Origin of the sequence: Aquimarina algicola (assembly GCF_006443095.1) — a bacterium.
GTDB classification, from domain to species: domain Bacteria; phylum Bacteroidota; class Bacteroidia; order Flavobacteriales; family Flavobacteriaceae; genus Aquimarina; species Aquimarina algicola.
This window is the reverse complement of sequence record NZ_VFWZ01000002.1, coordinates 1,334,058-1,356,573: the sequence shown is the minus strand read 5'-3', so window position 1 is coordinate 1,356,573 and position 22,516 is coordinate 1,334,058. Positions and strand designations below refer to the sequence as shown.

The following is a 22,516-nucleotide window of genomic DNA, read 5'->3' as shown; positions in this document are numbered from 1 at the left end:
TTTGAAAAAATATAGTTTGAATAAAAAAACAAAAAAATAATTTGGACCGCTTTACTAGAATAAAAAAAAGAATTAATAATACTACTGTACCAAAAGCAATGTGTACAGATAATGAAAAAAAAAGTAGTAGGTTTAATAAAAAACCTAAAATACCATATTTATAGACCTCTTTTTTAAATTTTAGAAGCATTATTTTAGAGTTTAATAACCGTTATCATATTCTTTTTCTCGTAGCTTCTATAGAGTTTATAGATATTTTTTCCATCTTCTAAAAATTCTGTATTATCTATTTCAAAAGATTTAAAATTCATATTTGGAATTAATTTAGAAATATTATCAACAGCTGAAGAGTAGAAAAATCCAAATTCTAAAGGAAGATTTTCTAATTCAATCAATAAAAGTTCGATTGGCAGTTCGTTTTTTACAATCTTCCAACCTAAATTATTGATAATTTCTAATTGTTCTTTACTCTCATATCTATGTGGAAAATAAAATACTTTTTTGTTTTGATAAAACTCTGACACCTTCTTAATATCCTGTTCAAAGTTTTCATAAGATTTATTATTCCAGTAAAATGGTGTTCCTATAAAGTAAACAAAATTTTTATTTATTTCTTTTTTTCCATATTCACTTTTTAAATATTCCAGATCATTGATGTCAAAACATAAGTAAGGGTGGTTCTCAACAATTAAATCTTTATAAATGGTAAAGTAATTAAGGCCTTTTTTTCCATATCTTAAGTTGACATTAAAACCCAATAGCAAAGGAAATATTCTTTTTGAGAATGGAGAAAATGATTTAATTTTTTCTTTTTTTAATTGTTTGATTTGAGCTACTGATGCATTGCCATCATCCAAGTAAATACATTCTGAATTTTTTATCGTATTGGCAAGAACATTTTGATAGATGGATAGCATATGTCCAACTAAAACTAAAGAGTAATTTTTTGGCATTTTTCTAGCAGCTCTTATTATTTTTAAATAAAAACTTAACCTAGTTACAATACTCTTATCTATATTCAATACACTTACTTCAAAAACTTTTCCTTTTAATTTCAAAGCTTTGTATGTACTCCTTAATTGATCAAGGTTATGTGTTCCTCTAGAACTTACAAAGTAAAAATCTGTTTTAGACTCTAAAGCATATTTCTTAATATATTCATTTGCATTTATCAACTGTAGAGGAGACTCTACTATGGCAATGGCTCTATCTCTCATAAGTAATAATTCAAAATCATTTTTTATTATTGTTGAACGCCCTTATTTTTTTAATAATAAAGCTATGCAACTTAATAGACCACTCTCTAATATCTATAAGTTTACTTAAAAAGATATATCCTATCAATAAAAAAGATAATAACCTTATAAAAAATTCGAGAATAGAATTTTCATTTTTGTAAAATATCAGCAACAATGATATTGAAAAAAGCACAACTGACGAAAGCATAAACCATTTTAAATAATAATTTTCTTTGTATGCTTTTCTAGCATAATAATAGCTAAAGGGAATAGAAATTAAATACGATATAGCTGTAACTGCCGCCGCTCCATTAATTCCATAAATAGGAATAAAAATAATATTTAATATAATATTTATGACTCCGATACTTACCCAAATCATGGATTTGTATTTCACATATTTTTTGAAATATGTTTTAACAGGTTGTATTATAAGATTATATCCATTAAAATATGAACATAAAGATAATATAATAAAAACAGTATATGCATTTTTATAATCACCTCCTATGATCAAGAATAATTCTTTTGAAAAAAGTATCAGACCAGATAATAATACAAATATTGCTGCCAAAAATAGTCTTATTAATTGATTTAATTTGGTTGTATCATTCTCACTAATACTTTGATACATTTGAGGCGTAAAGTTTTTATTAATAGTTGAAATAAATTGACCGGGTATATTAACCAAGCGAGTTCCCATCGAATAAATACCAAGACTTTGATAATTTAAAAAATATTGGATCATAAGTCTATCAGAAAATTTAACAAAAAAAACAGAGAACGAGCTTGGGAAAAACAAACAAGAATATACTATTAGTTCTCTTATTTTATTTTTTTCAATTAAACGCAATTTAAGCCTTTTAAAGTAATAAGGTAAAGATAGTATCAACCCAGACAAGTGTTCCACAAAATTCGCAAGAATAATGGCCAATATTTTATCCTTCATATTAAGAACTAATACCAAGGCCATAGTGCTTCTTATCATAGATATTAATATCGCATAGATACCTGCTCTTTTTATTTGGCCACTACAAATCAAATAAGAATTAACAACAGGAAAAAAAACAGCAATAATAGAAGTATAAAAAACTAAATCTAAATATAAAGCGTTTTTGATTTCTAAAAACAAGGCAAGTTTAGATCCTAATAGAATGTAAAGGCTACTTCCAAAAACAACTGCTAGTATCTGTACTACCAAAATTGTAGAAAAAAGAGAATCTGTTGATTTGAACTTTTTATCAAAAAAGTATTTATCAAAAGTACTATTTAAAGAAAATGAGACTATTAAAAAAAAAACGGTAAAGAGCAATTGAAGAATTGCTACTTTACCAAAATCTTTAGGTTCAACAACATAAGAATATAGAGGCACCAAAAGAAATGCAATTCCTTTTGATAAAATCTCTGAAAGCAACAAAATTCCAGTACTCTTAATCGCTTTCATCTACTTATCATATATTGTATATACTAAAACCTTAAATACCTAAGTTATTTAGTATTTAATCGTTGACTCCTGTTTTATTAACATTATGTCTTAATTTCCATTCTCCGTCGACTTTCGCCCATAAATGAGGAGACCTGAATTTATCTGTAAGTTTGAAAAATTCATCTTCTTCCATATCGATGTATTCCATAATATTGCTGAAATACTTGTCTGGGAATTCTCCATCAAACCTTCTTACTAACGCTTGACCTTCTTCTCTTGTGATGTGCTTGTTTCTTATCTCTTGAGAAGCATCATAAGTAGCTCTTCCGATTCCGAACTTTATATACGTTGTAAAATAGTGCAAATCATCTATTTTATCATCAATACTATTATATTTACTGTATGTTCCTTGTGTTCTAAATGGTCTTGCTTTGAAACCAGTATTTTCGGTCGCATAATAATATACTTCTTGAGGAGTCCATTTTAGGTAATATCCCAAATAATGTACCTCGATATCTTTATTTTCTAGTTCTTTTTGCGTCGGTGGGAAAAAAGACATGAGGTCAGATAATCTCACATCATATTTTTCCTGAATTTCTTTTACAGATAGACCTCCAAGGTATATTTCATCAATATTATTAAAACTATAGTATGATTTATCTCTTAAAGAAGTACTATTATCTGCAATAGGGTTACCGTATTCGGCTTCATTTTCTCCATAAAAAATTAATGGAATATCAAATTTAGCAGCAAATTTGGGAGCCAAGTTTTTTTGTCCTAGAATAAATGTTTGAAAAGGGTGAAATAAGTTTTCTATTGATAATTTGGTTAACAATTTCATGACACTTCCATTTCTTCTGAAAGAGTAATTATCAAAACCTCCTTTATCTATCCAGTTTTTCCAATTCTCATATCCATATTCAGTATACAAAATAGGTGGCCATGTAATCGTCAGAGGGTTCATTCCATATTTATACTTCAAAACATGAGCTTGATATGCACTGTCTTTTCCTCCACTACCAGGAACAAGACAATCATAACCGCCATCTGTTCTTCTATATTTGTCTAATAGTTTAATTAATTCTTGCTCTCGTTTATCCCAATCAATATTCTCCTTTTTTTCTGCTGTCCTACACGCATCACAAACATCATTTTCATCAAAGTTCATTGTTGTTTTCTTACTGTCTTTTGTATGCTTGAATTCTACTGCAGATGTAGGTCTTTGATTAGACATGGCACATTCAGTACAGAATTTCACCTCTGAAGGTAATCCATAAAAAGCTGGTAATTCTTCTTTCAAATTTGTTGTATCCGCATTATACCAACCTCTTTTAATGCGTTCTTCCATGGGAACATCAAAACTATTCATGTCTTATTGTATTATATTACTAAACCAGTTTTTATAGATTTCTAATCCTAAATCACCACTTTTTTCTGGATGAAATTGTGTGGCAAAGATATTATTTTTTAGAATTGAAGAGCAATAGGTAACATCATTAAATTTTGTTTTAGAAAGAATCACCTCTGGATCTTCTGCATCTGCATAAAATGAATGTACAAAATACATAAAAGCTCCTTCTTTTATCGTACTAAAAGGAGACTTTTCCCAGTTGTTATTGTCTGCTTTGTTAATTAGATTCCATCCTATCTGAGGAACTTTAAAATTTTGTTCCATATTGGATGGAAATTTTTTGATACTTCCCTTAATTAAACCCAGACCTTCAGTGTTTCCAAATTCTGCACTTCTTTCAAACAAAAGGTGTAATCCTAAACATATACCCATAAATGGTTTACCTGATTGTGCAAACTCTTTTATAGGCTCTATTAAGCCCAGTCTTTGTAAATTAGACATGGCTTCGTTGAATGCACCCACACCAGGCAAAATAACAGCATCAGCATTTTTAATGGTATTATGGTCGCTCGACACCTCAGGCTCTATTCCAAAAGTCTTGCAGGCATTGATTACACTATATAAATTACTTGATCCATAGTCAATGATCGTTAATTTAAAGTTGTCTTTATTTTTCATAATGTTCTACAGGGAATATTATTATTATGCATATATTTTTTGATGTCCTTAATACTAAAAGGTTTAATTTTATTAAAGGACATATTCTTTTTCAAAAATTCGGTATTTCCTTCTTCTTCTGAAGCTGAAGAATCATTGTTTGCTATATAATCATAATGCAGTACAGAGGCAAAAGCAAGTGCATTGGCTTTTGCTTCAATAGCATCGGTTATATGTTCGGGTTTTCCTGCTCCTCCATGTGCAATTACAGGTACTGAAACTGTAGATGATATTTTGTTTATTAATTCGGTATCAAATCCTACGCCTGTTCCTTCATTATCGATTGAAGTTACAACAATTTCACCTGCTCCAAGTTCTGCTGCTTGCTGAGCCCACTTTATTGCATCAACACCTGTATGTTCTCTTCCATTATCGGTATATGCAAGATAAGAGCCATCACTTTGTTTTGACGCTTCGACAGCAATCACAATAGTCGACGAACCAAATACTTCGGCCGCCTCCGAAATCAAGCTAGGGTTATTAATGGCTGCAGTATTAATGGCTACTTTATCTGCTCCGGCTTTAAGCATTTTCTTGATATCATCAATACTTCTAATACCACCACCAACAGTTAATGGTATAAAGCTAAATTTAGCTACTTTAGAAATTAAATCATGAAGACCATTTCTTTCATATAAACTCGCAACAACATCCTGATAGAATAGCTCATCTGCTCCTTGCTTATAATAATATTCACTAAAAACCTCTGGCCTACCTAAAACTCTTAGTCCTTCAAGGTGAATCCCTTTTACCAGATTTGGGCCTTTGACATCTAGTCTTGCAATACATCTAACTGTATTCATATTTTAATTAATTTCATCTTTAATTAATAATTCACATATTTTCCAATCTAAATGATTGTCTAAATCCATCGAGGATATCTCATCCATTACATATTTTTTCACTTTGTTAAAAGCTGAGATTTTACCTTTTTTCAATGATCTAATATTAATGATATAGATCGCACCATTATATTCATATACTTTTGGAATATCTTGTCTTCTGGTATAATGACCATCTTTAGATTTTTTAAGCAAACCCTGCTCTTCTTCAAAAAGGTTATAGTAAGGGTTACTTTTAGATTCTTTAACTGAAACGACCATATCTACATCAGAATTATATAATTCTAATGCCTCCTTAATATGTTTTGATTTTCTAAAAGGCGAAGTAGGTTGAAGTAAAACCAAAGTATCATAAAAATTTCCTTTTTCTTCATAAAAGTTAATAGCATGCAGCAATACTTCATGGGTACCCGCAGTATCTGTGGCTAATTCAGTTGGCCTTTTAAAATGAATATCCAAACCTGACTTTTCACTCTCAAACGCAATATCATCGCAATCCGTACTTATACAAATATCTTCTTTAGAAAATAATTGTAAAGCACTCTCGATAGTATATGAAATTAAAGGTTTTCCGTTTAACGGTTTTATATTTTTTTTAGGAATACCTTTACTACCTCCTCTTGCAGGAATAACTACTAATGCTTTCATTAAAGTTCTAAAATTTAATGTGTTTTACATCTTCTTGAGCTTTTTCAAAATCCTCATGCTTGCCAATATCTAACCAATATCCTAGAATTGGGTAATTGATGATTTTTCGATTTGATTTTAACAAATGGTCAATAAGGTCAGTTGCATTAAAAAAAGTATTATTAGGTACATATCCTAAACATTCTTTTTTAAAAATATAGATCCCCGCATTAGAATAATATGTATACGTAGGTTTCTCTTTGAGGTTTGTAACATAAGTACCTTCGGTCTCTACCACCCCATAGGGAATCGTGACTTTATAGGGCACTGTGGCTATGATCATATCTCCTTCTTTGTTCAAAAATTCATTATACATGTCCTCAAAATCTATATTGGTTAATAGATCTGAGTTCATAAGTAAAATACAATCATTATGAAAATCCTCAACTAGTTTTAAAGAACCAATGGTTCCCAATGGTTTATCTTCTTTTACATATTTAATTGAGATTTCTTTGTCTTTTCCATCACCAAAATAATTTACCAATTGTTCTCCGAGATAATTAATTGTAATATTAAGATGATTAATTCCAAAATAGGAAAGTCTGTCTATATTGTATTCAACAATAGGTTTATCACCAACTTTTAAAAGTGGTTTGGGTGTATCTAAAGTGAGCGGTCTAAGTCTAGTTCCTTTTCCACCGGCCATAATAACCGCATCAATAGGCAAGATTGTCTTCTTTTTTGATAAATCTACAATTGAAATTACTGCTCCTTTGTGATTTACAATAGGAATTAAAGTAATGTTTTCGGCTTTTAGTTCATTAATCCTATTTTTATTAATCTCGTTTTGTACAATATACCTAACACTTTTGTTTGCAACTTCGATAACCTGATCATCTATATTTATGCCTCTTAGCAAAGCTCTTCTAACATCTCCATCAGTCACACTTCCTAATAATTCTTTATTCTCATTTATTACAAAAAGTGTTCTTCCTTCGGATTCATTAAGTTTTTCCAGAGTTTCTTTTACAGTATATGTATGATTGATAATATAATTACTGTTGGGCATCTGCTTTGGTTTTTAAATATATTAGATTGCTCTTTGTTTTATTTGCCTTTTGGCGCAAAACTACTAATTATTCATAACATACTGTTATTTATTAAATACTTACAGCATGCTATTTTTTAATCATTTATAGATTACAAGTTATGAAAAGACTTTTTGATATCTTTTAATTCAAATGTTTTAAGTATCTCAATGATTTGCGATGTTGTATTACCATTCCCATAAATATTTTTTTGCATTTGTATCTGCTTAATAAATTCCTTATCAAAAGATTTTTGAATTGCCTTATCTATATCTTTTTGAATGGGTTTACAATTGATTATGCTTTTGGGCATAAGTCTTCCTTTTTGTCGATCTCCAATATTAATAGTAGGCTTTTTGAAAATCGGAACCTCGTATATACCACTGGAGGAGTTCCCTGCGACTACATCAACATATTGTAGCGCAGATAGATATCTTAATTGCCCCAAAGAGGTAAATGCGATTGATTTTTCTGGGTTTTTTACTACATAATCATCTATCATTTCTATAATTACTCTTCCATCTTTATCTGAATTTGGTTTGGTAAAGATTATGGTGGTTTCCTCTAATTTATCGAGCGATTTTAGAAGTTCTTCGAATTGTCCTTTGGCAGTAGCATTTTCTAGAGTAACAGGATGAAATGTTACTAAGACGCTTTTTTTGTTTAGATTAAAGCTGATGGAACTTTCAAATTCCTTTTTAGTTAATAATTTGAGATTTTTGATACTATCTATTCCTATAGCACCTACATTAAAAACTCTGTCGGGGGATTCTCCGAGTTGTATGACTCTTTTTCTATACACCTCTGCAGAAGTAAAGTGAAGGTAGCTCATTTTGGTAATTGCATGTCTGATACCTTCATCATATGCGCCTTCTGTAGTTTCTCCTCCATGCAAATGAGCAATAGGTATTCCTTTTATCATGGCAGCTGTTGCCGCCGCTAATATTTCAGAACGATCACCCAATACTACTACCAGATCTGGAGCTAATCTCTTATATGTTTCTCCAAAGCCGATCATTGCGGTTCCTATTGCTTTAGTTATGGCTTCTGCAGAGTCTCCAGACAAATGATCCTCTACCTTGCTGTCAATAACAAAACCATCTTGCTCTATCTGTTTATAGGTAAGGCCAAAATCTGGTGATAAATGCATTCCTGTTACAATTAATTGTAATTTGAATGCTTTATCCTCAGAAATTGCTTTGATAAGAGGTTTGAGCAGTCCATATTCTGCTCTTGTTCCGGTTACCACTGCTATACTTTTCATATTAGATCGTCTTCTTGGTAATCCTTAGATGCTATTGTGCCTATCACATGATCCCATTGCATTGGTGAAATACCGCTACCAGGTCTCTTAACAGTTATATTCTCATTACTTAGAACATCACCTTTTTTGATATCTTTTTTTGCTACAATACTTTTTCGCGCTACTTCCTTATTTTTTATTTCACTATTACTAGGTTCTTTTTTACCATTTCCAAGAGCAACCTCTATATTTCTAATGGCTGCTACCATATCTTTTAATTCTTTTGGTTCTAAGGAGGCTTTGTGATCCGGACCTTCCATAGTTTTGTCGAGTGTAAAGTGCTTTTCAATAACTGTAGCTCCCATAGTTACAGCAGCAATAGGAATTTCTATACCCAATGTATGGTCAGAATATCCAACAGACACCCCAAAGGTCTCTTTAATTGTATTCATTGCTTTAAGATTAACATCTACCATTGGAGTAGGATATTCTGTATTGCAATGTAATATTGTGATATCTGATTTATTTACACCTGCCTTAAGTATTACATTAAGAGCATCTTCAATTTCTTGAAGGTCTGCCATTCCTGTAGAAATGACAACAGGCTTTTTTAAACTACCTATTTTTCTTAAGTAGGGTAAATTCGTTATTTCGCCAGAAGGTACCTTAAATAAATCAATATTCAATTCATTTAAAAAATCAATGCTGTCTAAATCAAAACCTGTAGATAGAAAGTTAATGTTTTTTGCATTGCAATGGTTTATTAACTCAATATGCATCTCTCTACTTAGCTCTAATTTTTTTAACATCGCCAATTGAGATTCGGATGTGTTTCCTGTATTTTCTTTTTGGTAACTTGCTTTTTGAGCATTTTTGCTTACCAATTTTTTAGAATTAAATGTCTGAAACTTAACATAATCTACTCCTGCTTCTGATGCTGCATCGATTAGTTTTTTAGCAAGTTCAATATCTCCATTATGGTTTACTCCTGCTTCTGCAATGATTATAGTCTTTTTCATTGTTGAATGTTTTTTGCTGGTATTCCTATCATACGAAACTCGTTTGCAATATCCTTTGTGAGGAGTGCTGAAGCTCCTATTATGTTATTTGAGCCAATTTTTAAATATTGAAGTATAGTAGCATTCGTACCTACCAAATTTTCATCTCCTATTTCAACGCCTCCAGAAATCACTGAGCAAGGATTTATAACATTATATGAGCCTATTTTACAGTCATGACCAATATGAACTCCTCTATTAATATAATTAAATGAACCTAATGAAATGTCTACAGTAAACACACATTGATTTGTGATTACATTCCCTATATCTAATCGCACACTCTCATCTATGGAAACATTAGGGTGAATAATATTAGGAAACTCTATATTTGATCGCTCTTTATAACGGCTAATAATTTTTTTTATCAGATTTGTATCTCCCAATCCCAATACAACAGATACTTTATCAGAATAATTGTTCAAAAAATCAGATTCATTAATAATATCAAATTTAGAATTCCCAATTCTTAGAACGTCTTCTTTAGAAACATCAATAAAACCTTTAAAATCATATGTAAGCTTTGACCTATTTATTTCTTTGATCAATAAATAAATCTCCTTTGCGGCTCCGCCAGCTCCTACGATATATAATGGTTTCATATTATAACACTACTAGGAATATTTACTACTCGATCTTCAAGCCACATGGCATTTTCTAGATTTCCAGTTTGCGCACCTCTATACATAGATAGACTATTCATTAATTTCCATATTGGTCTTGTCATCACTCCTTTTTCATTTGTCTGCTTAAGAAAATTATTCCTTTCATCAAGGTTTTCAAAAAGGACAGCATTTAACCAATAATTTGATGATGAGTTCTCGGGTTCCTTAATATATGTAATGGATTTATTTTTGAAAAATAATTCGTATCTGTTGGATAATTCTCTTTTCCTGGTCAAAATCTTTTCTAATTCTTCCATTTGAGCACACCCCAACGCTGCATTAATATTGGGTAATCTATAATTATAACCTATCATATCATGCTCATAATCCCAAGCATGTGGTATTTTTGCAGTAGTAGTAATATGTTTTGCTTTTTTTGCAATTACCTCATCATTGGTAATCACCATACCTCCTCCTCCGGTAGTAATAGTTTTGTTTCCGTTAAAACTGAATGTTCCTATTGAACCAAAAGTTCCTGTATGTGTGTTTTTATAATAGCTACCTAGAGATTCTGCAGCATCTTCGACCACAGCGATATTATATCTTTTGCAAACAGAGACGATTTGATCAATTTTACAAGGAAATCCAAAAGTATGCATTGGAACGACAGCTTTAATCTTTCTTTTGGTTATTTTGTTGACACAAACCCCGTCTATAATCTCTGTGTTTTTTGATAAAAAATCTTCTAATTTTTCTGGAGATAATCCTAATGTTTCTTTATCAACATCAATAAAAACAGGATAAGCACCAATATAACTCATCGCATTCACCGTCGCTATAAAGGTTAGAGGTTGAGTAATTACTTCATCATTTTGCTCAACTCCCGACATTAAAAGTGCAATGTGTAATGCTGCGGTACCATTAGAGGTAGCAATTGCATACTTTGCACCTGTATATTTAGCAATCTGTTCTTCAAATTGATCAACGAACTTTCCTACACTAGAAACAAATGTAGAGTCTATACATTCATTCAGATATTTTTTTTCATTCCCTATAAAAACAGGGGCATGAAGAGGAATAAAATCTTCTGTATTAAATGTTTTTTTTACAAAGGATATGAATTCTTGATGCATAAATTTACATTTTACTATCTAAATATTTTCCTGTTTCTTTGTGACCAAAATCAGGGATCATTTCAAAAAATAAATCAACCAAATCTTTTTTATCCCATTTTCTATTTTGCTTAAGATTATGAATTTTTTTTGTAAAAGTTTCTAAGGCTTCTTCATCAAAATGTAGATCATTTTTAATAATTCCCAGATTTTGAAATCTATTCATATCTAGTACCTCTTTATCTGTAAAAAACTCTTCGTAATCTTTCTCTCCGGTAGTATCACTTGAAGAAAATAAACATGGCCATTTTCCTTCTTTGGGTAATGTTTTTATTAAATCCCTAGCCTCATCTTCATCTTTACATAGATAAGGTTCATACCCTAAGTCTTTTAAGTATTTGATGGCTATATCTGCAAAAGAAATCAAATGAAGGTTTTCATTTAATTTGGGAAAAAAGATGTCTCGATTATCTCCAAAAATACAAGACATCAAACAAAGTTCTCCTGATTCTTTAGGTATCACAAAATATCTTTTAATATCATTAGGAGCTACTATAGGTTGCCTTTTTTTGATTCGCTGATCAAACCCATGAAGTAGAGACCCATCAGAAAAAGCGACATTGGCAAAACGTGCTGTCGAAATTTTTATATCCTTACTTCTTCTCATCAAATACATTTCCATAATCCGCTTTGAAGCCCCCATCATATTAACAGGGTTTGCTGCTTTATCAGTCGATACACAGAAATACTTTTTAGTGCCTTTATCAATTGATTGAAGCAATGTTTTTTCTGTATTAAAAATATTTACATTAATCATTCTCATCAATGTAAAAGGGTCTTTTTCACTTCTTACATGTTTTAAAGCAGATAGATTAAGAACATAATCATATTTTCCATCAGCATCTATAAATGCATCATATTCTATTGATCCAATATCTAGTGCAAAAGTTTTAAAATCACCGTCTATATAACCAAAAGAACTCCGGATATCTCTCACTAACTCCACCAAGTTATTCTCGCTAATGTCAACAACATGCAGTTTTTTAGGATTTCTTTTAAAAATTTCTTTTGTTACAGCTTGCCCTATGGAACCAGCTCCCCCGATAACCAAAAATGATGATTTAGAAACAATACCTTCTAACTCAATCTTTTTTGCTTCAATATCTTCTGAAAATAATTCTGTATTTCTTCCTATTAGTTTTAAAATATCCATTCTATACCTTAAAATTTTACTGCATAAATTTATCAATCTCGGACATAGACAACGCCCAATTTAAGATGCTAGTATTAAAAATTTCTAGCGTTTTTTCCTTACTCAAAACACTATATTCTGGTCGAACTGCAAAAGTAGGGTAATTATTCGTTTTTTTTAGCATCACAGATTCATGCTTGCCTAAAAGTTTTAATATTTCTTTAGCAAATTCATACCAAGTAGCTTCTCCTAAATTGCTATAATGATAAATCCCATATTTTTTATCATTTATTTGAATCAAATCAAGAACAAATCTTGCAAGATCATTAGCATTGGTGGGTGTTCCTATCTCAGAAGTTGTTATTGTCAGTTCTTTCTCTGTTTTAGATTTTTCAATAATCGTTTTATAAAAGTTTTTACCAAATTCTGAATACAACCATGACGTTCTAATAATAAAGTATGATTCTAAAATTTCTTCTATATATTCCTCCCCTTTACGTTTGGATTTTCCATATTCATTTATTGGATTTGGTAGATCTTCTTCTGTATAAGGTGTTTTTTTCTTTCCATCAAATACATAATCTGTAGAAATATGAATTAAAGTTGTTTTATGCTTCTTACAAACTTCTGCTAGGTTTTTTACTCCTTCAGCATTTATTAAAAAAGCTTTTGTGGGCTCTTTTTCAGCTTGTTCTACATTGGTGTATGCAGCACAATTGATTACAAAATCAAATTCATGTTCTGAAAATAAGTGCTCTATCTTATCTTTCTCCACAATATTCAAAGATTTTGAATTTGTAAAATGAAAATCTAAGTTCAGATAACTATTTTTAATCTTTTTCAAACATTGTCCTAATTGCCCATCTGAACCTGTAACCAGTACTTTATTTTTTTTAGATTTCTCTTGCATGTTCAACATCTTTTAATTGAGATAGTTGTTGATCTTTTTCTGATAGTGAAATTAAAGAACGATTTAATTTCCAATCAATATTAAGTTCAGGGTCATTGTAGATAACTCCTGATTCTGATGCTTTGTGATAAAAATTATCGCACTTATAAGCAAAAATTGCACTATCACTTAGTGTAATAAAACCGTGAGCAAATCCTCTTGGAACAAATAACTGAAAGTTATTTTCTTCATTTAAGATAATCGAAAAGTGTTTTTTATACGTCTTGGAATTAGGCCTAAGGTCAACCGCTACATCCAACACCTCTCCTTTAATTACTCTAACTAGTTTTGCTTGCGCGTATAAACCCGTCTGAAAATGAAGACCTCTCAAAACACCTTTTTTAGAAATAGATTGGTTATCCTGAACAAAGTTTATTTTTAATTTTGTGACTTCTTCAAATGTTTTTTGATTAAAGCTTTCAAAAAAAGTGCCTCTACTATCCCCAAAAACGCTAGGTTTTACTATGAAACAATCGTTTATAAATGTTTTTTCGATTTGCATTTTGTATTACTATAAGCTTTTTTATTCCTACAATTAATTAATCTAATTGTAGTAAATATTGTCCATACCCACTTTTTAAAAGAGGCTTTGCTAACTCATGAAGTTTTTTTTTATCAATAAATCCTTTTTTATAAGCTACCTCTTCTATAGCCCCTATTTTGAGTCCTTGTCTTTCTTCAATCACTTGAACAAACTGACTTGCCTGCATTAATGAATTAAATGTCCCTGTATCTAACCAGGCTGTACCTTTATCTAGTATACTAACTTTTAATTTCTTTTGTTTCAAATAGGCATTATTAACGTCTGTTATCTCCAGCTCTCCTCTTTTACTTGGAACTATATTTTTTGCAATCTCGACAACCTGATTGTCATAAAAATAAATACCTGGAACGGCGTAATTAGATTTCGGTTTTTTTGGTTTTTCTTCTATAGAAATTGCTTTTCCATCAGCATCAAAATCAACAACTCCATATCTCTCGGGGTCTTGAACATGATAGGCATAGATAATACCTCCATCTGGATTGTTGTTGTTTTCTAAAAGTACTTCTAATCCTGAGCCATAAAATATATTATCTCCCAGAATTAGCGCAACTTTATCTTCACCAATAAATGATTCTCCTATTATAAATGCCTCTGCCAGGCCATTAGGTTGTTCTTGAACTTCATATTGAAAATCACAACCAAATTGATTTCCTGTTCCCAGTAATTTTTTGAATAACGGTAAATCTTGAGGTGTAGAAATGATAAGAATCTCCCGTATTCCTGCAGAAATCAAAGTTGAGATTGGATAATAGATCATTGGTTTATCGTAAACAGGCATAAGTTGTTTACTTATTGCCAAAGTAAGTGGGTGTAAACGTGTTCCTGAGCCTCCTGCTAATACGATTCCTTTCATTAAAAGTGCTTTTTACAATAGAAATATAATATTGATATGTTTTAATCTTTGTGATACTTTTTTAGATACCAAGATATAGTTTTCTCAATCCCGGTCTCAAAGTTTTCTTTGGCTTTCCACCCCAAATCATTTTCTATTTTAGAAGCATCAATGGCATATCTAAAATCATGACCTGGTCGATCAGTAACATAAGTAATAAGTTCTTCATACTTCTTATTATTATTTCTTGGATGAACTCTGTCCAAAATAGTACAGATCGTTGATGCAATGTATATGTTTTCTCTTTCGTTTTTACCTCCTATATTGTATGTTTCTCCAACTGTTCCTTTGTTTAATGCTAGATCTATCCCTTTGCAATGATCTTCAACATACAACCAATCTCGAATGTTTTTACCATCACCATAGATAGGGATTTCTTCTTCATTAATTGCTTTTCTAATAATGGTCGGAATCAATTTTTCGTCATGTTGCTTAGGACCATAATTATTTGAACAATTTGTAGTGACTACTGGTAATCCATAGGTGTGAAAATAACTACGAACCAACATATCTGAAGAGGCTTTAGATGCACTATACGGGCTATTTGGTGCGTATGGTGTATTTTCTGTAAAAAGACCTGTTTTTCCTAAAGTTCCATAAACCTCATCTGTAGAAACATGTAAAAAACGTGCATTTTTATAATCTGGATTGTATTGATTTGGTCCCTCCATCCACAATTGATAGGCCGTTTGCAATAGGTTAAAAGTACCTACAATATTCGTTTCTATAAATGCTTTTGGACCTGTAATAGAATTATCAACATGTGATTCTGCTGCAAAGTGTACAACAGTATCAATATTATATTCTTCAAAAATTTTGGTGATCAAATCTGCATCACAGATATCTCCCTTTATGAAGTGATAATTATAAGCATCGTTAACATTGATATTGTTTATATCTGCCGCATAAGTAAGTTTGTCTAAATTAATTATCCTTACTTCGGGGTCGTTTACTTTGAAATTTATATAATTTGAGCCAATGAACCCTGCTCCGCCTGTCACTAATATACTCTTCTTCATAATATTAAATATAAACCTCTAAAAGTTTCAATTTATTGTCACTTTCTAGCCTAACTTTATCAATTTTTGCAGGTACTAATAAGGTTTCACCCAAATTGATAGCATAAGAAGTATCTTCATGTATAATATTGCCATTTCCTTCTACACACATCAAAATTTTGAATGAATCTATAGTGCTATAATCTCTTACTAAGTTAGATTTTATATTTAATGTATTTGTAGTAAAATATGTTGTAGAGATTAAGTTATTGGGAGTATTAATATCTGAATCGTAGTGTAATCTATGGGAGTTGTCATATTCGAAATGCAATGCCTCTAATGCTTGCTCTGTGTGTAATTCTCTTGATTTCCCTTCACTATCTTTACGATCCCAATCATACACCCTATAGGTGATATCAGATGTTTGCTGTATTTCTGCTATCAAACACCCTCCTCCTATAGCATGAATTGTTCCCGCTTTAATAAAATAACTATCACCTTTTGAAACGTTTTCAAAATTAAGTAGATCTATTACTTTTCCGTTGTCCAGATATTCTTGATATTCTTCTACAGAGGTGTCTTTATTAAAGCCCACAATCAATTGCGCACTATCATCTGCCTGAACAACATACCACATTTCGGTTTTTCCAAAAGAGTCATGTCTTTTCTTTGCTAACTCATCATTAGGATGCAATTGAACAGATAAATCTTCTTTAGCATCTATAAATTTAATCAATAAAGGAAACTGATCTCCAAATTGTTGATATATTTTTTTTCCTAATATTTTTTCTTTATGCTCTTTGATAAGACTATCTAATTGTTCTCCTGCAAATATGCCATTAGAAACAATAGAAATGTTATTATTGACCGTAGAAATCTCCCAGCTCTCTCCAGTGTTGTTTCCAGAAACAGGTTTTTTTAAAACATCAAGTAGTTTATTGCCTCCCCAGATTTTTTCTTTTAAAATTGGATGAAATTTTAGTGGATATAACATAGTCTCATTCGTATTTATTTAAGAGCATTTATATATTTTAAAAACTACTGATTATTTACAAAACGATTAGCTTCTCTAAATAAATACCTTAAAAAGAAAATCAAAGAAACGATTACAAAGAAAACTAAGGGTAATGATAGCATAGATTTGCCTAGTAATTTTTTCTTTTTACTAATTACATCACTATTGTAAACATAAGTAAATATATCTTGATCAAAAGCTAATGTTTGTTCTTGTTCATTGACCATTTCTATCAAAAGTTCTTTCTTTTGTAAGAGAGAAGCTACAGATACCATTGGCATTTCATTTTCTTGATCTCTACTAATGATTACATTTTCTTTTTCAATTTGTAAAGGTGCTTCTTCGAGATTTTTAAGATATTTATCAATAAAATCAATCGAAGCTTTATTTCTATTAAGGTTTTCTCGATTCTGCTTTTGTATAAATAATGCTAGTTCTTTATAATATTCATTTGATTTAATATAATTAAGAATCGATTCTGTGATATTATTATTGTATTCTTTATTGCTTTTAAATTTAAAAGTAATTAAATGATGCTTGTAAAAATCTCGAAACCCTTCTTCTTTTAATTGGTCTTCCTGATATGCTTCCATCACATCTTTAAAAAACTCTCGATTTTCATATCGATCTTGAAGGTCATCTAAAACATCTGTTCCTTTTACAACAGGTTCTATGGTTATCTCACTTATATTTTCAACTTCAGAGAGGTCAATTCCTATTTTTTTTATAAAATTTTCATCTTTTAAATTATCCTCAAATTCTTCTATAAAACCATAAATAAATTTTGTACTATTATACTTAGGCTCTATAATAACTTCTTGTACATAATCAGTTCCTGCACCTTGATATTTATCCATAAAATAACCTAAACCACCGCTTAGTATCAAAATAATAATAAACAAAATGGCTTTTTTCTTATAAAATAGGATTACAGAAATGATAAGTTTTAGAAAACTTCTAAAACCTTCTTTGATCATGCTAAAAAGTTGCATTAGATCTATCTCATCTGTATGTTGGTTTTGATTCATTATTGTTTTTCGTTAAATATTTGCTCTATTATTTTTTCGGTAATCAGATACGTTGGTTTTACTCCTGTAGTACCCAATCCTCCTGATGCTAATGTACTTCCTGTTTCTAGAGGATTATCTGATGCATAATATGCATATCTTACTTTTACTTTTGGACTTATACTTCCTCTAAGTTTTGATGCAGATTGTATCGCTTTTTGATAGTGAGCGCCTTCCATTTCTAGACCAATAACATTCCATGTAGAATCGTGGAAAAATTTGAGAATATCTCTATTTTGAAGAGAAGTTCCCAATACTGTTATCATTGCGCCATCATAGATATCAATTCCTTTACCTTCAAGATCTTTCTTTTTCAGTTGATTCCTAAAAGGATAATTATCTGCTGTTCCTTCAAAAACATGTGCAGTAGGAATCATAATATCTCCTTTGCCTCCTTCTAATATTCCTGCTTTACCCATAATCGAAATCGATTTTACATCAATATGAGTCTTAATACCTTCTGGCGTTGTATATGGTTTCAATAGTTCATCCATTGTCTCATATGCTTGCTCTCCAAAAGCATAATCCATAACAACTATAACTGGTTTTTGATGTTCATCAAGGTCAGATATAAGGTTTTTGTATTCATTCTCGATATATTTGGCTGTATCAAAAATCTGAACATTAATGTTTGCACCACTATGATCCTCTATATAGGTCATTCCTTTTTGCAAGGCTAGTTTTTGAACTTTTGCCCTAAGCTTATCATTCTTTTGTTCGCTTAGTGCCTCATAAATATCAAAAGTACTTTTGTTTTTAAGTTCTACCTTTAAAGCTGAAGGAGCATACAGTGTATTCATCACACTATGCATATTAGCACTAATAATATGTATTGGTCTATTTAATATGTCTAGCTCCTGTAATTTTTTCTTTATTTCGGTAGCCCAAATTTCTCCATGTATATGATGCCCTAATCGCTCTCTAAGCACCGGGCTAAATGTTACAATACGCTTTTTGTCTTCTATTGATTCTTCAATAGCAAGTTTACCTAACCAATAGATTATGTGTAAGAATCTTTCTTTATTCTCTAGGCATGAAAAACTACTATATAAGGATGATACTTCTTCAAATGTTCTTCCTAAAATATTGGCTGTATGTGTTAATGCAACTTCTCTTTCGACATTAGTCAATTCTTTCTTAGACAATACTGCTTTTTCAAGCTTTTGCCAATCTCTGGTAACGCTTCCTTGTTCATTGATAACAACACGATCCATAATCTTATGCGCTTCAATAAACAAAAATGTAATATGAGTCAAAATATCATAGATTTCAGATCGGCCTCTAGTGATCTCAATATTCATCTGTTCTTCGTCAATACGATAACAGTTTCTGCGTCTTTTGGGAGGTACAATTACTTTGAAATGTGAGTTTTTATACCCTTCATCACTTGTGAGGTTTATGTATCTACACTCTTCTATACCTATTGGTAAGCGATCAATCACATATAGCAAGCCATTAAGCTCTACTTTTTCTTCTGCTATTGATCCATAGATTTCAGGTCGTAATGTGAGTAGTGCTTCTCTAAGTGTATCACCAGAAACGCCCATCGGTTTATAAAATCCACGATTGAATAAATGACGCATTGTAATATACATGCGCTCTATTGCACTAGAACTTTCTTGTGCCCTTGTTCTTCCTTGTAATTTTAGATTAGCCATATGTTTTTCGTAGCAAATATAACTTATTTGTCTATCATAGTTGTGAGCGCATCTGCAATATTTCTATCGTTAGATAGTCTTGGTAGTTTATTTTGACCTCCTAGTTTGCCAACAGATTTCATGTATTTTTGAAATCCTCCATTAGGAACATTGGTTATTTTGAGGGTACTCAGTATTTTTCCTTCTATCAAATCATCGTAATATGAGTTTTGTGTTCTCAATGACTTTTCGATAGCCATAACTAAGGCATCAATATCATCTGGTGTTTCTTTGAATTCTATAAACCATTCGTGGTAGGGCAATGATCCATCATTTGGATTGACTTGAGGAGCAACTGTAAAATCATTAATAAGAGACCCTGTAGCATCTACTCCGTCTTTGAGTGCTTGATCTACTTCTTTTCCAATGACATGTTCTCCAAAAGCAGAGATAAAATGTTTTATTCTACCCGACACCACGACTCTATACGGAGAAAGGCTTCTAAATTGTACGGTATCACCAATATTATATGCCCACAATCCAGCACTGGTAGATACGAGCATAACATAATTAACATCTGTTTCTACTTCACCAATCGTAAGTCTTTTTGGATTTTCGTCAAAAAACTCGTCTGCTTTAACAAATTCATAAAACATACCAGAATCTAACTGCAATAACATTCCTTTTTCTTTTTGACGATCCTGAAATGCAAAAAAACCTTCGGAAGCAGGATATAACTCGATACCTGCCACTTTTCTTCCTATTAATTTTTCAAAAGTGTTTTTGTAAGGTTGGAAGTTTACACCACCATAAATAAACAATTCAAAACTCTTAAAGATATCTCCTATGTCTTTGTTTGTTTTTTGTTGAAGTTTTTCAAAATACATCTGCACCCAGGGAGGAATCCCACTAATGACTGTCATGTTTTGATCTACTGTTTCTTCTACTACAGCATCTACTTTTGTTTCCCAGTCTTCAATACAATTTGTTTCCCAACTTGGCATTCGGTTTTTTTGAAGATATTTGGGAACATAGTGTGCTACAATTCCTGAAAGTCTTCCTAGCTTGATGCCATTTTTTTCTTCTAATTCGGGACTTCCTTGAAGAAATATCATTTTACCATCTACAAAGCTACTCTTTCCTGTTTCTTCGATGTAGCATAAAATAGCATTCCTAGCTGCTGCTATATGTGTAGGGATTGATTCTTTGGTCAAGGGGATGTATTTTGATCCACTGGTTGTTCCTGATGTTTTTGCAAAGTATAATGGAATTCCCGGCCAGAGAATATTTTTATCTCCATCAACAACCTTATCGACATAGGGCCTAAGCTGCTCATAATCTCGAATCGGAACTTTTTTTACAAAATCTGCATGATTTTGTATTTCCTGAAAATTATGATCTACTCCAAACTCGGTATCTTTTGCGGTTTCGATCAGATATTTAAAAACTTTTTCTTGAGTCTTGATAGGGTTTGATGCCCAAATATTGATTTTCTTACGAATGTGCTTGGCAAAAACTTTAGCCCCAAATGATTTTAAAGACATAGATAATTTTATTGTTCAAAATCAATAAAGTTAGAAGGGTCTGTTGGATAACCATCCTTCCATAATTCAAAATGTAAATGCGGTCCTGTTGATAATTCTCCTGTAGAACCAGCAGTAGCAATCACTTCTCCCGCTCTTACTTTTTCTCCTTGTTGTTTGGTAAGTGAAGCATTGTGTTTATATGCTGTAATTAGATTTTTATCATGTTTGATGATCATCACATGTCCTGTTTCTGCGGTCCATTCTGAAAAAATAACTGTTCCTGAAGCTGCAGATTTTACAGGTGTATCTTTTGGGACAGCTACATCAATACCATAATGTTTTTCATTTACGTTATAAGCAGATGTTATATTTCCTTTTACGGGAGGAAAAAGTGAAAAATCAACATCAGACTTTTCATCCTCAAACAAATTGTACTTATCCTCTTTAGATACCTCTTCTCTTAACTTAATATCTTGTTGAGAAGGGGTCAAGTCAACCTCTTCTGTGTTCAACTTTTGCGCTTGTACCGCAGAATCTTTATCAAATTCTACAGTCTTAACATCTCCTGTAAGTACTTTTCTTATCGAACTATAATAGTTTTGATGTAAAATCATTACAGATTCTAACGAATCTGTGGTTGTAGCAAGTCTAGTCGCTTTCAAATTAAGTGATGTAGATGAGTATCCTGGTATGTATTCTCTGAGTGGTGTAAATGCTATCAAAAATATGGTTCCCGAAATAAGAAGAATAGATGTAATGGTAACCATAACAAAAACATTAAGCCTATTAAGCTTAAAAGAGATTCTTTCTTCAAAAGTATCTTCATTAAGAATCACCAAGCGGTACTTATTAAGTAGCTTTCTGGTTATTCTTTTCTGTTCTTTCTTTTTCTTTGGCATGCTCCTCTAAGAAATATCAAATATTGATCGTAATGACTACAAATATACGTAATCTGGTGATATTAGTTTAAAACGTTTTGAACATGCAAATCGTTTAGAAATCATAAAATAAATTTAAATTATATGTATAAAAACATAAATCTAACAGGTTTCCTCTGATTTAATTTGGTTAAAGATTATTTTAATTGTGTTGATCTCGGCATTTCTTGTTAAATTTGTAATCTAAATTAATTATAATCATGGTTGTATCTAATATAGTTTTAGGAATGATTGGCCCATGGCAGATTGCTCTAATAGTAGTAATTGTTTTACTCTTATTTGGAGGAAAGAAAATTCCTGAATTAATGAGAGGTCTTGGTAGTGGCATTAAAGAGTTTAAAGATGCTTCTAAAGAGGAAGATCCTAAAATAGACGAAAAAAAGTAATTGTTAAGAATACATTTCACTTTGATATTTCACTCGGCATAGCTGAGTATTCATAATTTATTACA

The 22,516-nt window shown here is 31.2% G+C and carries 22 protein-coding genes; 1 reads left to right on the top strand and 21 read right to left on the bottom strand.

The features are described from left to right. Window positions 1–194: 194 nt before the first annotated feature. The 21 genes from FHK87_RS09930 to FHK87_RS09830 all read right to left on the bottom strand — a co-directional run bounded on the left by FHK87_RS09930 (window position 195) and on the right by FHK87_RS09830 (window position 22,026). Window positions 195–1,217, bottom strand: coding sequence for a hypothetical protein (locus tag FHK87_RS09930; protein WP_140592521.1), 1,023 nt, complete (start codon window positions 1,215–1,217; stop codon window positions 195–197). A gap of 16 nt (window positions 1,218–1,233) precedes the next feature. After that, complete coding sequence (locus FHK87_RS09925) at window positions 1,234–2,682, bottom strand: lipopolysaccharide biosynthesis protein (RefSeq protein ID WP_140592520.1); 1,449 nt, start codon at window positions 2,680–2,682, stop codon at window positions 1,234–1,236. A gap of 55 nt (window positions 2,683–2,737) precedes the next feature. Then, window positions 2,738–4,033, bottom strand: coding sequence for an N-acetyl sugar amidotransferase (locus FHK87_RS09920; RefSeq protein WP_226294174.1), 1,296 nt, complete (start codon window positions 4,031–4,033; stop codon window positions 2,738–2,740). A gap of 3 nt (window positions 4,034–4,036) precedes the next feature. After that, the gene (gene hisH, locus FHK87_RS09915) at window positions 4,037–4,693 is read right to left on the bottom strand and encodes an imidazole glycerol phosphate synthase subunit HisH (RefSeq protein ID WP_140592519.1); all 657 of its coding nucleotides are present in this window, start codon (window positions 4,691–4,693) and stop codon (window positions 4,037–4,039) included. After that, window positions 4,690–5,535: an imidazole glycerol phosphate synthase subunit HisF gene (gene hisF, locus FHK87_RS09910; protein ID WP_140592518.1), complete on the bottom strand. Its 846-nt coding sequence runs from the start codon at window positions 5,533–5,535 to the stop codon at window positions 4,690–4,692. Before hisF ends, hisH begins: the two co-directional genes overlap by 4 nt. A 3-nt stretch (window positions 5,536–5,538) precedes the next feature. Beyond that, window positions 5,539–6,222 (bottom strand): acylneuraminate cytidylyltransferase family protein, encoded by a 684-nt coding sequence (locus FHK87_RS09905; protein ID WP_140592517.1) that lies wholly within the window; start codon window positions 6,220–6,222, stop codon window positions 5,539–5,541. A 7-nt stretch (window positions 6,223–6,229) separates the two neighbouring features. After that, a complete protein-coding gene (locus FHK87_RS09900; RefSeq protein WP_140592516.1) occupies window positions 6,230–7,270 on the bottom strand; it encodes a nucleotidyltransferase family protein in 1,041 nt (346 codons plus the stop codon). A 131-nt stretch (window positions 7,271–7,401) separates the two neighbouring features. After that, window positions 7,402–8,553 carry a UDP-N-acetylglucosamine 2-epimerase gene (gene neuC / locus FHK87_RS09895; RefSeq protein WP_140592515.1) on the bottom strand — a complete coding sequence of 384 codons (1,152 nt, stop codon included), beginning with the start codon at window positions 8,551–8,553 and terminating at the stop codon, window positions 7,402–7,404. Continuing rightward, window positions 8,550–9,551 (bottom strand): N-acetylneuraminate synthase, encoded by a 1,002-nt coding sequence (neuB, locus tag FHK87_RS09890; protein ID WP_140592514.1) that lies wholly within the window; start codon window positions 9,549–9,551, stop codon window positions 8,550–8,552. The genes neuC and neuB overlap by 4 nt, the downstream gene beginning before the upstream one ends. Further along, window positions 9,548–10,192 carry an acetyltransferase gene (locus FHK87_RS09885; RefSeq protein WP_140592513.1) on the bottom strand — a complete coding sequence of 215 codons (645 nt, stop codon included), beginning with the start codon at window positions 10,190–10,192 and terminating at the stop codon, window positions 9,548–9,550. Before FHK87_RS09885 ends, neuB begins: the two co-directional genes overlap by 4 nt. After that, window positions 10,189–11,328, bottom strand: coding sequence for a LegC family aminotransferase (locus tag FHK87_RS09880; protein WP_140592512.1), 1,140 nt, complete (start codon window positions 11,326–11,328; stop codon window positions 10,189–10,191). Before FHK87_RS09880 ends, FHK87_RS09885 begins: the two co-directional genes overlap by 4 nt. A gap of 4 nt (window positions 11,329–11,332) precedes the next feature. Next, the gene (locus FHK87_RS09875) at window positions 11,333–12,520 is read right to left on the bottom strand and encodes a UDP-N-acetylglucosamine 4,6-dehydratase (protein ID WP_140592511.1); all 1,188 of its coding nucleotides are present in this window, start codon (window positions 12,518–12,520) and stop codon (window positions 11,333–11,335) included. Window positions 12,521–12,536: 16 nt separating this feature from the next. Then, the gene (gene rfbD, locus FHK87_RS09870) at window positions 12,537–13,409 is read right to left on the bottom strand and encodes a dTDP-4-dehydrorhamnose reductase (RefSeq protein WP_140592510.1); all 873 of its coding nucleotides are present in this window, start codon (window positions 13,407–13,409) and stop codon (window positions 12,537–12,539) included. After that, window positions 13,393–13,950 (bottom strand): dTDP-4-dehydrorhamnose 3,5-epimerase, encoded by a 558-nt coding sequence (rfbC, locus tag FHK87_RS09865; RefSeq protein ID WP_140592509.1) that lies wholly within the window; start codon window positions 13,948–13,950, stop codon window positions 13,393–13,395. Before rfbC ends, rfbD begins: the two co-directional genes overlap by 17 nt. Window positions 13,951–13,987: 37 nt before the next feature. Beyond that, window positions 13,988–14,845, bottom strand: coding sequence for a glucose-1-phosphate thymidylyltransferase RfbA (gene rfbA / locus FHK87_RS09860; protein ID WP_140592508.1), 858 nt, complete (start codon window positions 14,843–14,845; stop codon window positions 13,988–13,990). Between the two features lie 41 nt (window positions 14,846–14,886). Beyond that, a complete protein-coding gene (gene rfbB, locus FHK87_RS09855) occupies window positions 14,887–15,903 on the bottom strand; it encodes a dTDP-glucose 4,6-dehydratase (RefSeq protein WP_140592507.1) in 1,017 nt (338 codons plus the stop codon). Between the two features lie 4 nt (window positions 15,904–15,907). Then, complete coding sequence (locus FHK87_RS09850; RefSeq protein WP_140592506.1) at window positions 15,908–16,876, bottom strand: type I phosphomannose isomerase catalytic subunit; 969 nt, start codon at window positions 16,874–16,876, stop codon at window positions 15,908–15,910. A gap of 44 nt (window positions 16,877–16,920) precedes the next feature. Continuing rightward, window positions 16,921–17,925 (bottom strand): hypothetical protein, encoded by a 1,005-nt coding sequence (locus tag FHK87_RS09845; RefSeq protein ID WP_140592505.1) that lies wholly within the window; start codon window positions 17,923–17,925, stop codon window positions 16,921–16,923. Then, entirely contained in the window at window positions 17,925–19,622 is a 1,698-nt protein-coding gene (locus FHK87_RS09840) for a DUF6909 family protein (RefSeq protein WP_140592504.1), read from the bottom strand. The genes FHK87_RS09845 and FHK87_RS09840 overlap by 1 nt, the downstream gene beginning before the upstream one ends. Window positions 19,623–19,645: 23 nt before the next feature. After that, window positions 19,646–21,145 (bottom strand): GH3 auxin-responsive promoter family protein, encoded by a 1,500-nt coding sequence (locus FHK87_RS09835; RefSeq protein WP_140592503.1) that lies wholly within the window; start codon window positions 21,143–21,145, stop codon window positions 19,646–19,648. Between the two features lie 8 nt (window positions 21,146–21,153). After that, entirely contained in the window at window positions 21,154–22,026 is an 873-nt protein-coding gene (locus FHK87_RS09830) for a M23 family metallopeptidase (protein WP_140592502.1), read from the bottom strand. A gap of 239 nt (window positions 22,027–22,265) precedes the next feature. Here FHK87_RS09830 and FHK87_RS09825 point away from each other — a divergent pair, with 239 nt between their 5' ends. Beyond that, the gene (locus FHK87_RS09825) at window positions 22,266–22,451 is read left to right on the top strand and encodes a Sec-independent protein translocase subunit TatA/TatB (RefSeq protein ID WP_140592501.1); all 186 of its coding nucleotides are present in this window, start codon (window positions 22,266–22,268) and stop codon (window positions 22,449–22,451) included. Window positions 22,452–22,516 lie beyond the last annotated feature (65 nt).